Genomic DNA, 15,550 nt, shown 5'->3' with positions numbered 1-15,550 from the left:
TATAGCCCCAAAGTCAGATAATCAGAATGTTGGTAAGCATGGGAAACTAATGAATATTTTAAATAATTTCATGTATAGAAAATTCCTGTTGATTTCAAGGTAAGTATACACTTGTTGTCAGCTGAAATCCCATCAAATTTCATGCGATGTTAAATAGACGGAAATAAGCCATTTTCCGATCATTATTTTCCGTAAAAAAATATTTCAATTTAGTTATGGATAGTTGATCCGAGTTTAGTTACTTTTGGCCAAAATATGGCCTCCAGGTCTTGTAACTGACTGTTTTTTCAGGTATTGCTATTCTGTGTCAGAATGTAAACGCACAAGATTACCACAAAGTATAGAGGATTAAAGGGATTAAACCGCTGTAAATCAAAGACACAGTGGCTTACACTGTTCGCGTTCCTTAGGGTTCATTTTGGTGGTATTTTAACATTAGGCATAGAAACTAAAAGTTAATGTCTTGAATGCCTGACCTGGTCAGGATATTTCAGCGCGGAGCGCTATAGTACTGCATTTTTCTGAAGTTTTCGGGGAATGCTGAAAAGAGGGATTTATTTTTTTATGAACGTAAGGGGTTAATGATAAATAGTGACAAAATATTAGAAGTTTTAAATACCTCACCCAGTGTGGATATGCTGAGACTTCGCAACAGGGATATGCTCATTGTCTTTTTAATTGAAACTTTTATAAAGGGGCAAACTGTGGTGTCATCTGATCAGATCCACAATAAATTGACGGACTATCTTGATTTTAAACAAATCGAACAGGATGAGGATCTGGAACTGGAGGCCTTTGATACCTATGAGGTAAAGGCCAAAAAATACATCAGAAAGTGGACCGATAGTGGTTTCCTTACCAATTATCAGGACGATAAGGGAGAGGTGTTTTACGAGATGTCTGCCCATGCCAGTAAGACCATCGATTGGCTGACGAGTTTAGAAAAGAAAGAGTTTGTGGGGGCTGAATCCAGATTTAAGGACCTTTTTAGCCAGCTACGTGATTTAGTCGAATTTACTGATGACGACCTGCAAAAGCGGGTGGAACTGCTCGAACAAAAGAAAGCGGAAATTGATCAGCAGATCAATGCACTACGGAATGGAGACAGTGTAAAGGTATATGAGAATTTTGAAATTATACCACGCTTTAATCAGCTGACCCAATCTGCAAAAGAACTGCTTTCCGACTTTAAGGAGGTAGAAGACAATTTCAGGGAGATTACCCGCCATATTTACTTAAAACATTCCGAAGGAAACCTCACCAAAGACCATATCCTTGAATTTACCTTCGATGCACTCGATGAGCTAAAGGAAAGTCAGCAAGGGAAAAGCTTTTATGCCTTTTGGTCTTTTTTGCTTAACCCCGATTTACAGGAAGAATGGGGAAGCCTGAGTAAGTCGCTGTTTAACAGAATGGAGGATAAAGATATTCCGGTAAGGGATTTCTTTCTGAAAGACATGAAAAAGTTTCTGCATTCTTCCGGGCAGAAGGTGTATAAAGCCAACGATAAGATGGCTGAAAAGCTGGGTCGCATTATCCGGGAAAGCGAACATTCCAAAGTTCATGTTACCCGTAACCTGATTCACGAGATCAAGACAATGTTGATTGAAATCGGAAAGAAAAGGAAGAAACCGGATGTGGGTTTTATGCTGGAGACAGAACCAACGATCAACCTGCCATTTGAACGCAAACTGACTTTTGATCAGGCAGAGGAAGTGACGTATAAAAATAAACCCAAAAGGGCAGATACAGATTTTCTTCAGGCCGAAAATCTGGTCCGGCTTTTTGGAAAAAAGCGCGTGGACAAGGAGGCAATCAGAAGTCGGATAAAGCAGGTACTGGCAGATAAATCACAGGTAAGTCTGGCCGAAGTGATTGAGCTAAGTGGTGGAATTGACGACGGCTTACCGCAATTATTTGGCTATTTATCGGTGAGTAAAGATTTTAAACATACCATTAACAAGGACAAGGTGCAACGGGTCGTTTTTGACCGTAAAGGCCTTAAGTCCATTCATATACCAGAAGTAATATTAACGAAATGAGTAATTTGAACAATCACTTGAAACCATATTCAAAGGCAGTTGTGAAATTGCTGAAACATGGTACAGTGTACAGCAGTGCATCTGTATGGGAAGAGTTGTTGTACTACCAGGAAGAAATTCAGGAGTATGTAAATGTAATAGGGCTGGAGCTGATCATGAGAAAAGACGAGGGATTAGCCTTTGTCACTCAGTTTGAAGACGAGGAAGGAAATACGCTGGGACTGGTGAGTCGCAGGCAAATAGGTTTTGAAACCTCTATCGTATTGGTGGTATTGAGGCAGTTGCTGGAAGAGTTTGACAACAATCCGGTCCAGATACAGACTACCGAAAAATTGATCACCCATAGCGGGATCCTGGAGGAGGTTGAATTGTTTTTACCCGAAAAATACAACCGTGTTAAGCTGTTGCAGGAAATGGACAGCAGCATTAAAAAGCTTACTGAATTTGGATACCTGAAAGTCGTAAAACAGGAAGCGAATCCCCTGTATCAGATTCAACGTGTAATAAAGGATAAAGTGACCATAGATATATTAAAAGATTTTAAATTGAAGCTGGAGGAGTATGTATAGTTTGTTTAGCACTAGTTCTGACAAAGCAGGGTTCAGGCTCCAATATATGGAAGTATACAACTGGGGGACTTTTGATGACCAGATCTTCCGGATTTCACCGAAAGGAAACAATTCCCTGCTTACCGGTGCAAACGCATCCGGAAAAAGTACTTTTATCGATGCTTTGCTGACTTTGCTTGTTCCTGTTAAAAATGACCGCTTTTACAATCAGTCGTCAGGAGCAGAAAAGAAGGGCGACCGGAATGAAGAAAGTTATGTATATGGTCATTATGGCAATATACAAAGAGAAGGGGAGCACAGTACCACCACCCAGAAATTGCGGGATCATACTGCATATTCGGTTTTGCTCGCTTGCTTTGAAAATACCGATGGACAGGTCGTTACCCTATTCCAATTGCGCTGGTTTAGCAATAACGAGTTGAAACGTTCTTTTGGAATCGCCAGGGTGCCACTTGAAATTGAAAAGAACTTTACGCCTTTTGATGGAAAAGGAAATTGGAAAAAACGTCTTGAAAAATTATACAATACCGGAATTCAGAAAAAGCGGATTGAGTTTCAGGATGGGCCGGTTAAGTATGGTGAACGCATGGCGCAATTGCTGGGCATGCGCTCTGTAAAAGCATCAAGCTTATTTAACCAGGTGGTAGGCGTTAAGGTGTTAGACGATCTGGACGATTTTATCCGGGTAAATATGCTGGAGCAACTGGATGCCGAATACGAATTTCTACACTTGAAGGACAACTTCATGACCCTGATGGATGCCAAAGTAAATATTGAAAAGGCTAAAGAGCAGATTGCTCAGTTGATTCCTATTCATGAACTGGCCGTTCAGCTTGAAGAAACGGGTAAAAGATTAAAAGTTCTTGAATCTGATCGTGAAATTGCAGTGTATTGGTTTACCGCAAAAGGAGCCGAGCTTACTGCCATTGAACTGGAAGCACTCAAATTAAAGATGGCAGTATTGAATGATGAAATTGCTGCACTGAAAGTTAAGGAGGAAGATTTAAAGATTCAGGAACGGGATCTGGCCATTGCGATTGCAAATGACGAGGTAGAAATACAACTTGAAAAACTTGTTGAAGAGATTACCAGGTTAGAGCGCGACCGTGACCGCAGTAAATTTCGTGCGGATAGTTATAATAGCCTGGCATTGGGTCTTGATTTACCCAGGGATCCTGACCGTTCCGCTTTTGAAGAATCAAGGCTGCTGGCCGAACAAAAGAAGAAAGATTGCGATACTCAGCGACTGGCAGAAGATGATTCGATGCGTATCGCCCGCAATGAAGAAGATGAACTGAAGACCGAGGTTGAAGGACTGGTGGCGAGGGTGCAATCGCTTCAGAAGAGTAAGAATAACATTTCGGGGCGTGAAGCAGACATCCGTGAGGATATCCTGGCACATATTGGCGCTACGGCTGATGAGTTGCCTTTTATTGGTGAGCTGATCAGGGTCCGTGATGAGGACAGTCAGTGGGAGCTGGCCATCGAAAAGGTGCTTCATAATTTTGCATTGCGGATTGTGGTGCCTGAAAAATATTATAAACAGGTGAATGCCTATGTCAATAGTACCAATCTTCGTGGACGCATTACCTATCAGCGTTTTCAAGGTCATACCTCAATCGGCAGCATGCGTCATCGGATACAGGAGGAAAACCTGCTGGTAAATAAGCTGGAATTTAAAACTTCAGGGAATTACGCCGAATGGCTGGAAGAGATGGTTACCGGACAATTTGATTATGCCTGTGCGGAAAGTCTGGAAGAGTTTAACCATTTTTCAGAAAAAGCGCTGACCAGGGAAGGTTTGATAAAAGGTGTTAAAGGAAAACACGAAAAGGACGACAGGGCCCATGTATCCAAACGGGAAAATTTTGTTTTGGGATGGGACAATAAGGAAAAGATCGGATTGCTTAAAAAGGAGCTTGAACTACTTCAGGCGCAGCAGCAAAAGAATCTGGAACTGATCAAAAAACTAGCAAATGGGCTTTCTGATATTGATTTAAAGAAAGAGAAATTATCGTCCTTTTTGTCTTTGTATCAGACTTTTGATGACATCAACTGGGCGGTGTTTGCAACAGAAATCCAGCAGAAGGCAGAGATGAAACAAAGCCTGGAGAAGGCGAATGATAAAAACCGTGTTTTAAAAGACCAGCTTACCGTGGTGAAGGGATTACTTGCTGCAAATGCACAGGGGCTGGAAGTTAAAAACAAACAAAAGTATAAGCAGGAAGATAAGCTGGAAGACTTACAACTTGAATTGGACGGGCATAAGACCACATTGGATATGTTTCGCGATAAACAAATTGATGTGGCCACATTTGAAACTGCGCACCCCCAGCTTAAAGAGATTGATTACGCAAACTTTACCACTGCAAATGCGACTTTCAGAGAGCATATCAGAAATGAAACCAGTCGTCTGGAAAAGGAAAGAAACAGCAAAGAACATGTCATTGTCATCAAAATCAACGCTTTTAAACAACCATCAGAGGAAATTACACAGAAATTTAAAGACTGGCGTGCCGATGTAAGCATGCTGCCTGATGCTTCAAACCTGGAGTTCATTACCGAATACAATACTTTTTTAAGGCGGCTTCAGGAGGATAACCTTCCGCGGCATGAGAAAAAATTTGACGAGTATTTACAGGAAACAATTACCAATAAGATTGCAGATTTCAGAATGTTTTTTGAAAACTGGTCTGATGCCATTAAAGAAAATATAAATGTGTTAAACGAAGCTTTGAGCGGCATCGACTTTAAGACCAATCCTAATACTTATATACAACTGGTAGTCCCCTCAAAACTGAGTGAAGATGTTAAAGAGTTCAGGAACCTCTTACAAAAGGCGATCCCGAATGTTAAAGCAGGCGAAGGGGCGGCAGATGGAAAACGCATGCATTTTGACCAGCATATTGAGCCTTTGATCCGCAGACTTGAAAAAGAGGAGTGGCGTAAAAAGGTGATGGATGTAAGGGGCTGGTTTTCATATAAAGCAGAAGAGTTCTATAAGGAAACGGGAACCAAGTTTAAGACCTATGAAAATATGGGGCAGCTGTCTGGAGGTGAAAAAGCGCAATTGACCTATACCATTCTGGGATCAGCCATCGCCTATCAGTTTGGCTTGACCAAAGGAGGGTTGCAAACCAATTCTTTCCGTTTTATCGCTATTGACGAGGCATTTAAGGCACAGGATGAGGATAAAGCAAGGTACCTGATTACGCTATGTAAACAGTTGCACCTTCAGCTTCTGGTGGTAACACCAAGTGACAATATACATATCGTAGAAAACGACATTTCCTATGTTCACTTTACGGAACGACGAAATGAGCGGAGCTCCTGGCTATATGACATGCCTATAGAACAGTTTTTGGAAGAACGAGAGCAATTTGAAGCAAACTAGTACCTAAGTGCCGGTTAGAAGCGTTACTTAGGTACTCCAGTCATTAAAGATAACTTGCAGGGAGTATTAATCCCCTGCAAGTTGATCGAAAAGGAAATAAGGATTTTCTTTAAATTGTAGAAAATCATGTTCCAGCCTGTTTTTTAAACTGGCAAGTTCAGTGCTATACGTAGGGTCGAAGGAAACATTTTTCCTTTCCAGAGAAATAACATATTCCAGCAGATTGACGCAGATGCTGAACTGTCCCGTGGTCACCGTCTGTTTAAGGACTTCGTCTTTTTGCTGAATGGCATCATACCAGAGTGTGGTATTGGCTGCACGGGTAACGTCGGCCACTTTATGGATCTTTTCCAGGCCTTCCAGCAGGAGCTGCTTGTCGGCAGGGCTGGGAATCCATTTTAAACGGTTTTTGTTGTTAAACCGATTGTTCCTCGCCGCCATATTATAAGTACTCAGTTCATAACTAAAATTAGGAACCCGTCTGTTGTCCCATTGAGTGTCATCATAAAACATCTGGTAAATCAATCGTCTCACCTGTTTCAGGTTCACTTCTGAGACCATCGTCATCGCAGAACTGATCCTTGCTTTGATCATCTGTTCGAGTATGTTCAATCTGGTGAACTGCAGGTAATTCGCCAGTTTATCTGTAATGATCTTCGAGAAAAAATTCCGGAGGCCTAGCTTTATGTAGAGGAATTCTTTTACATCAAAAGTAATCAGGTCGCTGAGGAGGCTTTTGCCCGCAGAGGAGTAGACCACAATGCCGGTCAGGGCGGCCAATGTGGCGGATATGCTGGCTAAAATCACCGCTGCCGTGCTGAAACCGGAATGTCTGAAAATCCATCCCAGTGCTGCAAATACAACAAAAGCAAGTCCAAACAACAATGGGGCGCGTTTAACCTCTTTGGCCATTTTTTTAAATTTTGTGAAGTAGTAATTCAGGTTGTTTTCGCGCCAGCCCTTCCCTTGTTCTACCAGCGGACTTTCAAATGCATCCATAAAGTAGCTACTTACATCTGTAACGATCATCATGTCAAATGGATCCGGCTTTACCCTTCGTTGTCGTTTTTTATCTGCCAGCATGAGGCTGTAGAGCCCCTGGTTGTCTGTGATTCCCCCATCCATCAGTGCGAAGGAGCCGATATGGCTGTCCTTCTCCTCTTTTGCTGTGAGGCCTCCCTCTGGTACAAAGGAGAGTGGAAAGCTTTTTTCATTGTAATTTTCGTAGTAAAGCGCTGTTTTTAATGCATCAATGCTAAGAGTCTTTTCCGGTGAGTCCGAATAACTGAAATCTGAAGGGTAAACAATAGGTTCAAATCCCATCGGAAAACAGGAAGAAGCAGCCAGGACATCCCCAAGTTTGATTTGTTTAAAAGTTTCCATCTGTTTGTTGTCAAACCAGAGGTAATTATTGCCGATCACCTGGTGCTGGTTGTCGGTGCCATCTGTCTGGAAACGGAAACTGAGCCCACGGTAAAACTCGGTACTGTTGAAGCAGACCTCCATCTTTTTTCTGTAAGTTTTTTCAAAAAACACCGCCATGGTTTGTTGTTTGAAAAAGATCTGATCGTATGCCTTTGCAAAAGAATTGATCAGGTTGCGCTGTTTTGCATCAGGACCTTCCTGCCATTTGCTTTCGTCGTTGAGGGTGGCCAATGCCAGCTCTACGACTGCCTCTCCATTCAGGTTATGGTACAGTTTGCGATAGAAATCGGTGAATGGCAGGTTCTGATGCAGTCCTGCGGCGAAGAGCGTGGAGGTAATTGTTCCTCCGGAGGCTGAAGATAGGAAACTGATCCTGTCTGTCAGTGGTTTACCGTCGGTTTTCAGGTAATCCAGGTAGCTTAATGTACCTAGTGCATAAGCTGCGGCACGGAAGCCGCCACCTGAGAAAGCCATTCCAATATTTTGGAAAGGCTTTAATGTAATGAGCGCGTCGTTCGTCATTTTTTAAGAAGTTTGAGTAAGCGTTAATGCAGTATTCAATAAACTTGTTTTGTTTAAATGTTTACTTGAACTAATATAAATAATTATCGATAAAAAATTAGATTAATTTGATTTACAGCGTGTTGTGGTTTGTTGAATAGAGGGTGACAGGCCATTCTATGCCCACAGAATCGGCGGTTTTCTTGGCCTCTGTAATTTTGAACAGGTCCGATGTTTCAACGGCAGGAAAAACAGCACCCAGAAAAATCAGGTGTACGGTTATCCCGGTTTCCCTGATAAACCGGGATAGGTTTTCTATAAAAGGGTCGGATACATCCGTAGTAAAGGGTTCCCATAAATAAAGGATCATGTTTTCTTTTGGAAAGGAATACGCCAGGATATCTGTGCATTCCAGCCGGATATCTTTACATTTTTGGGTTGTCGAATGGTATTTGTCCAGGTTGTCTTTAGCGATTTCTGTTAAATAGGAAGATATTTCTATTCCTGTGATCGTTTGAAAAGGATATTCGGAAGCGATCAGCAGATTTCTGCCAAGTCCGGAACCGATATCGAAAAAGGAGTATTTGTTGTAGTCGATGTTGTGTTCCTTCAAAAGCTGCATGGCTGCCTTTACAATGTTTACCGGACTTGGTGAATAACGGTAAGCATTGACAAACCGGTCGAGGTTGATGTTTTCCGGTAATTCATACTGCTCTATAATCGTGCTGGTCAGCGTTCCGTATTGCTGATCAAACTGATCTTCATTTTCTCTTCTTTTTGAATTTTCATGTGCCAGTTCTTTTGCATTGGCCCATTGAATCAGGTATTGAATGGCCGTTGCCGTATCATTAATTTCCATAAACTGGTCTTTAATGAGGCTGAGGTTATTTGCCGTATGCTGATCGGCAAGGCTTAACTCTTCATCGTAGATCTTTTGCACGATCTGTATCCTCAGATTTTCATCTTCTGTTTCCAGAATTTGCTGGTATTGACTGTCTAATTTGGCAGCCAGTGAATTTAAGGTGTTTTGGTTCATAATGGGGAGATTATGGTGATTAGCGTAAACTATAAACTTTATTTCTGAGGTATTGACCCAGGTCTTTCTGATGGAGTTCCTCTTTTGGAATCAGTTCTCCGAATTTGACATGCACACTAAAATTACGTTTCAAAAAGAACTCACGTATAAGGGTCGCTTTGCCCAATGGGGGATATAATCTGATCAGAAGGTAGAACAGATAGCTGTTTCTTCCGGAAATGTATATGGGTAATATGGGCGGTTTTTGTTTGGATATAATTTTGCTGAAGGTACTGCTCCAGGGAGTGTCTTCAATCCTGAATTTTCTGAAGGAAAACCTGGAAATGTCGGCAGCCGGAAAAAAGGCAACGGTATTTCCCTGACTGATATTTTCCAGTATGCTTTTACAGGCCCTGAACTTGAAAGCGTAATCTGTAGAATCGTCAAAAATGTCTACGAGTAAGAAATTTTCTGCGAGGGTTTTTATCGGTGAAAGGTAACTGTTGACGACAATTTTGAATTGCTTTCTGCTGCGGTCAAATAATTTTACAAGTAGTAATCCATCCACAATCCCGTGAGGATGATTGGAGACGATCACAAAAGGTTCTGTGAGCTGAAGTTGGTTTAACCTGTCCTGGTCATAAACCAATTTTATTCCGCGTTCTTCAAAGACTTTGTCTACAAAATCAATCCGTTTTTTATCCCGGTAACGCCAGCAAATGTCATTCATTTCATTCACTTTTATGATCCGGTTAACCATTCCGTACAGCGCATTCAGGAATTTGTTTTTTGACGTCAATCCGTCGTATACTTTTTCAATATCAGGCATAGAGAGCGTTTATTCTGTTAATCTAATAAAAAATTAAAGATACCTGCGTTTCAAAATTGAACAAAAATGAAACGTTGAAAGTAAAGGTCGGCATATTGCTATTAATTTATCAAGTATTTTAATTGAGAAAAAAGTTGGCTATATTGCAGTAGTAACCAGATGGTTGCTGACGTTTCTTCCCCTTATTGTTTATTGATTAACGTAACTCTCAAAACATGAATCAATGGTTATATACCTCCACTAGCTATCGGATATTGGTGCAATTCCTTTTCCAGATAGAAGGTTGCGGTATGTTTAATTCTCGAAAAAAAAACGACTGGTCGTTTGAAGAACTTCTTCAGAAAACGAACCGGAAAACTGCATCTCCGGATGTTTTTATTCATATCCTCCTGACCTTGGGATGGCTGCTGAAAAAGCGGAACGGAAAATATCAATTTACCATCGATACAAATGACGGAGCAATTCCCTGTGCTGCCAAAGACCTGGTTTTGCCTGATTTTGTAAGTCCTGACGCTGATCCGGCCAGAATTGGGTTGTTCATAACAAGTTTTAACGCACTTAAATCGGGCTGGGATGCCGGAGACCTGCTTTGCAGGGTCTTGTTTGAAGGAATTATTTTATTTCCGGTAATGCAACGCATGGCTTCAATGCAGCATAAAAGCGGCGCGGCTATAGGCTTTGAGCCGGAATGGTTTCATCCGCAGCTACGGGAACCGTTAACAGGACTACTCCTGCAACTTGGCTGGATCAGAGAAAATGAAAAAGAATGTCTGTTCAGCGAAAATGCGAAAGGTTTTTATCAAAAAGAGGAACTTCTCCAAATTGATGACCTGATTACAGAGCTGTTTAATACAGAGGTGTTGAAAGATCAACCCCGTTCCGTTGCAGTATGGGATGCGGGGGATGGTAAAGCGTTGAAGCATATTTTTCAGCTGATCCTTGCCAAAACCAAAAGAGGAGCTGAGCTGGAGCGTTACCCCTTACAACTCATTGGAATAACAGGGAGCCAGGGGGAAACAGACACGGCTGCACAAACGCTGGGGGATTTTCCTCATCTGCTGATCAATCTCGGTCCGCAGGACGATTTGTTGCAGATTCTGGAGAAAAAGGCGGTCGATGTATCGGGAATTCTCCATATCAGACTATCTCAACATCAGGTGCAATTTGAAAGACAAGGTTTGTATACCGGAATTCATCGCGATTTTTCTCCTCATTTCGAACAATGGGTAAAGATCATTGGCCCGCATGGTTTAATCCTTTCGGAGAACCAGTTGAGTCAACCGGATGCTGACCGGAAGTTCATACAGGATAAGAATTCAGCAGCACTGGAACTGATGTACAAAATTGCAGGATTTTATCCTCTGGATGCGGCATCATTTATGTTTAATGCAGCAAAATCAAGCTTGTTTCCGGTTTCGGCTCCGAAACAAGGTGAAAAACATGCATTTATGAATGAAGTTACTGCCCTGCATTATCAGGTAAGGGATTATCAGATCCGTCATGCGGCAATAACGGATATCGCGGTTTTAATGCAACTGGAAAAGGCATGCTGGGCAAAAAAAATGTGTTTAACCAAAAAGGAGATCAAAAGAAGGTTAACTGTTTTTCCTGAAGGACAGTTTGTGATCGCAGATCAGGAAGGGGTAAAGGGTGTCATATACTCCCAGCGTACCGGAGATGAGAAAGCACTGCTGGAAATTACTGTTGATCAGGTTGGCGAACTACACCAGGCAAAAGGAAAATTTGTACAGCTGCTTTCCATTAACATATTCCCGAAAGAACAAAGCCGGTCCCTGGGAGATCAGTTGCTGGAGTTTATGCTGCAGCGTGCAACACTCATGACCGACATAGAAAAGGTCTATGCAATTACAAGAACAAGAGACTTCGCAGGAAATACTGCTGAAAGTTATGCGGATTATATAAAGCAAACCGATCAGTTCGGCTATTATACAGATGCAGTGCTGCGCTTTCATCAGGTACATGGTGCAAAGATTATAGCCCTGGTGAAGGGGTATCGCAGTGGAGATACTGAAAATTTAGGAAACGGGATTTTGGTAGCATATGACCTGAAAACCAGAACCCCTTTTAAAGGGTCGGCTGGTGTTTCAGCTGCTGAGGCAAGATTGAACATCAGCTTTGCTGAACTTGCAGGTTCGCTGAGTGCCTTCGTTCAAAAATTGATACCGGAGGAGGAGCAGATCGATGCAAACCGTCCATTAATGGAAATGGGACTTGATTCCGGTGACCTGATGGGCTTTGGCTTGTTTTTAAAAGATAAATATCTTTTAAAGCTGCCGAGCTCCTTCTTTTTTGAGCAAAATACACTAACGCTGGTGCTGGAAAAGGTGGCTGAAGAATTAGGCCTTCGTTTAAATGAAAGAGCGGAAACCGGAGAAGAATCTTTTTTACAGGAAACAGCAGTTGAAAATAAAGAACAGGTGTGGGGACAAGCCGGGCAGGAACAGCTGCAGACAGAAGAAACTGAAGATATTGCTATAGTTGGATTCAGTTTCAGGCTTCCGGGGGCAGATACGGTTGAAGCGCTTTGGGAAATGCTGTCGACCGGATCATCTGCCATTAGCAGCACGCCGGAAGGCAGGCTGAAATGGCCTTCCTGGGTGGATTTAAATGCTGCCCATAAAGGAATGGATAAAGGTGGCTATCTGGAAAATATCGAAGAATTTGATACTTTGTTTTTCAGAATTTCCCCGAAAGAAGCCGAATTGATTGATCCTCAGCAGCGGTTTCTTCTGGAGCTGACCTGGGAGTTGCTGGAAAATGCAGGATATAAAGCTGCGACATTCAAAGGAAGTAATACCGGTGTGTTCATTGGAGCAAGTGGAAGCGATTATGAATTGCTGCTGCGGGAGCAAAATGTTCAAAGCGCTTTAACCGGCACAGGAACTTCAACAGCTATGCTGGCAAACAGGCTATCCTATTTTTATGGATTTGAAGGGCCAAGTATGACCATAGATACTGCATGTTCGTCTTCTCTTGTTGCGGTAGATGAAGCGGTTAATTCCATTAAGTCCGGCAGATGTGATCAGGCAATAGTAGGCGGGATTCATTTGATTTGTCACCCTTCCAGAAGTTTGTCTTATCAGCAGGCAAATATGTTGAGTAAAGATGGCATCTGTCATACTTTTGACGACAGGGCGAATGGCTATGTCAGAGCAGAAGGAGCGGTTGTAATGATGTTAAAACCCTTGTCGAAAGCCCTGATTGATGGGGACCATATCGCAGGTCTGATTAAGGGGACTGCGGTGAACCATGGAGGACAGTCGGGTGGTCTGACCGTTCCAAATCCTGAAAAACAAGCCAAACTTCTTGAAGATGCTTGCAGACGATCCGGGGTCTCTGCCAGAACGATCAGTTATATTGAAGCCCATGGCACGGGAACGGGTCTGGGTGATCCGATAGAGGTATCGGGACTGATCAGGGCATTTAATTCCATGCTCCAAAAGGAACCGGAACTTGCCGCTCAGATAACTCCCTGGTGTGGTCTGGGTTCTATAAAAACAAATGTAGGACATCTGGAGGCAGCAGCCGGAATAGCAGGTATGTTGAAAGTGCTGGTATCGATGCAGCATCGTCAATTGCCCGCAACTATAAATTTTAAAAAACTGAACCAAAAAATAGAATTAGAAAATACACCGTTTTATATCCATCATGAACTGCGTTCCTGGGGCGTTGAAGCTGAAGAAAGACTTCGTGCGGGAATCAGCAGCTTTGGAATTGGTGGTGCCAATGGGCATGTTATCCTGGAATCGTTCAGGGAGCAACAACGTCCGGCAGGCAATATTGACGGTCCTTTTCTTTTTGTATTGTCGGCGATGGATGCCGGGCGCTTAAATGCTTATGTCGAAAAGATACTGGGCTATCTCGGAAAGAACGCGGATGTAGATCCGGCCAGCCTTTGTTATACGCTCCTGGAATGCCGGGAAGCGATGAAGGAAAGGATTTGTGTGGTTTTTAAGGAGATTTCCGAGCTTGTTTTTCAACTAAATGAATACCTGATAGGAAGATCTGCAGCTGTTTACAGGGGAACGGTCAGGTTAGATAAAATAAATGATTTTCAGCAGCAGTTGACCTTTAGCCGGTCTGATCTGAGCGTGTTGTCTAAGAATGGGATTGCAGGTTTATGGGTTTCAGGTGTCGAGGTTGATTGGGAGGCCTTGTATGGGGAACAACGTCCGGTTAGACTTAATTTACCTGCTTACCCTTTTGCAAAGGAGCGTTACTGGATTACCGGACCGGAAGCGCCGGCAGGTGTGGAAATGCTGGTAAGGAAAGAAAAGTTGATGCTGCTTTGCCGGCGCTGGGAACCAGTAGTATTGACTGATGGTGACACGTTACCTGGAAATACATTGTTGCTGTCCGACGCAGAATTCAATGAAACGGCATCCGGTTTAGCGCAGCAGATTGGTAAAGCTGTGACCTGTGACCTAGCGGAAGGAAAAGTGTTAGCCGGATCCGGGGAAGAAATTTCCGGACTGATTGACCTGAGTGGATGGACTGCATCAGCTCCGGCGTATGAAGACTGGCTGGCATTATTGCAGCAGCTGATCGCCGGTCATTCCGGTGGCAGGTTAAAATTAATGATCGTTAGCGATGGTTCAGGTGACGGTGTCAATATTTATGGTGCTGAGCGTTTTGGCTTGTACCGGATGCTGCAGGCAGAGTACCGCCATGTGGAAAGTCTGCATGTTGAAATAGATCCTTTATTGGATGAAACGGAACGCATCCGCGTCATCGCCGAAGCCTACCGGGCTAAAAGCAGGCACAGCCGCTTACGTTATCATCAGGGGAACTGGGAGCAACCGGTGGCAGAAGAAATCGAGGTAGAAGAACCTGAAACAGGGAGGTTGCATGGCCCTGTCCTGATTACCGGCGGGATGCGTGGTCTGGGAATGACCTGTGCCCGGCATCTGGTTGAACATCATGGGATCAGACAGCTGATCCTGCTGGGACGTGAGGCCTTGCCGGAAAGAGCGCTTTGGGAACAGGAAAGGACAGCGTCCACGGCAAGGGGAAAAAAGATCCGGGACATTCTGTATCTGGAAAGTCTTGGGGCATCGCTGATCCTGCTGAATACGCCACTGAGCGATAAAGCAGGATTGTTCTCCGCATTGGAAGAAGTCAGAACAAGCTGGGGCCCTGTAAAAGGGTTACTGCATTGTGCAGGTTATGCGGATGATGAAAATCCTGCATTTATCAGAAAAGATATCGCCGCGATCGCGCAGCTTCAGGTACCGAAAACGATTGGATTGCAGCACCTTCATGAGCTGCTGGAAGATCATGCCCCTGATTTTAGGGTGTTGTTTTCCTCGGTATCTGCATTTGTGCCGGTGCTTGGCGCTGGCCAGAGTGATTATGCGATGGCAAACAGTTATATGGACAGCTTTGCTGCTTATCAGCGTTTGCAGGGCCGGAATTATACAAGTATCCAGTGGGGAAGCTGGAAAGAAAGCGGGATGGGCGAGATCAGCGGAGGGGTATATGGTTCGCTTGGCTTTTTATCGCTGACTGACCTGCAGGGGCTGAAAGTACTGGATGCAGTATTGAGTGGCGCTATAAAGGCTCCTGAGTTTTTCGCGGGGTTATGTGATGCAAAGAGCTTTGATGCCGGGCAGCTGTTTCTTATACCACAGAAGCACAACATTCAGGTAAGGGAAAATACGGACGGTAAAGAAAGCGGAGCCGATAAAAAGGGCAAGGTAGGGGCGGATGTTTCAGGCCTGGTTCCGCTGGCTGTTCTTAATGAATGGCTGACTG

The 15,550-nt window shown here is 43.4% G+C and carries 7 protein-coding genes; 4 read left to right on the top strand and 3 right to left on the bottom strand.

All coding sequences use genetic code 11. The annotated features are described in order from the left end of the window. The first annotated feature begins 581 nt into the window (after positions 1-581). From DBR43_RS31290 to DBR43_RS31280, 3 genes are read left to right on the top strand one after another with little or no spacing between them, the layout of a single operon-like run. Positions 582-2,042 carry a DUF3375 domain-containing protein gene (locus tag DBR43_RS31290; RefSeq protein ID WP_124587294.1) on the top strand — a complete coding sequence of 487 codons (1,461 nt, stop codon included), beginning with the start codon at positions 582-584 and terminating at the stop codon, positions 2,040-2,042. Then, positions 2,039-2,611 (top strand): DUF4194 domain-containing protein, encoded by a 573-nt coding sequence (locus DBR43_RS31285; protein WP_124587293.1) that lies wholly within the window; start codon positions 2,039-2,041, stop codon positions 2,609-2,611. The genes DBR43_RS31290 and DBR43_RS31285 overlap by 4 nt, the downstream gene beginning before the upstream one ends. Before the next feature lie 46 nt (positions 2,612-2,657). After that, positions 2,658-6,005: an ATP-binding protein gene (locus tag DBR43_RS31280; protein ID WP_199757183.1), complete on the top strand. Its 3,348-nt coding sequence runs from the start codon at positions 2,658-2,660 to the stop codon at positions 6,003-6,005. A 66-nt stretch (positions 6,006-6,071) separates the two neighbouring features. On the opposite strand, the gene DBR43_RS31275 is transcribed toward DBR43_RS31280, so the two are convergent. The 3 genes from DBR43_RS31275 to DBR43_RS31265 form a co-directional block, all read right to left on the bottom strand. Continuing rightward, a complete protein-coding gene (locus DBR43_RS31275; protein ID WP_124587291.1) occupies positions 6,072-7,952 on the bottom strand; it encodes a patatin-like phospholipase family protein in 1,881 nt (626 codons plus the stop codon). Between the two features lie 112 nt (positions 7,953-8,064). Continuing rightward, a complete protein-coding gene (locus DBR43_RS31270) occupies positions 8,065-8,967 on the bottom strand; it encodes a class I SAM-dependent methyltransferase (protein WP_124587290.1) in 903 nt (300 codons plus the stop codon). A 19-nt stretch (positions 8,968-8,986) separates the two neighbouring features. Further along, positions 8,987-9,775, bottom strand: a complete 789-nt coding sequence (locus DBR43_RS31265; RefSeq protein WP_124587289.1) for a 1-acyl-sn-glycerol-3-phosphate acyltransferase — start codon at positions 9,773-9,775, stop codon at positions 8,987-8,989. A 290-nt stretch (positions 9,776-10,065) separates the two neighbouring features. Between DBR43_RS31265 and DBR43_RS31260 the strand changes: the two genes are divergently transcribed. Further along, positions 10,066-15,550, top strand: a 5,485-nt coding sequence (locus DBR43_RS31260) for a type I polyketide synthase (protein WP_158622647.1), incomplete at its 3' end; no start/stop codon positions are given.

This window comes from Pedobacter sp. KBW06, assembly GCF_003852525.1.
Lineage (GTDB): Bacteria > Bacteroidota > Bacteroidia > Sphingobacteriales > Sphingobacteriaceae > Pedobacter.
This window is presented reverse-complemented; position numbering and strand designations above follow the sequence as displayed.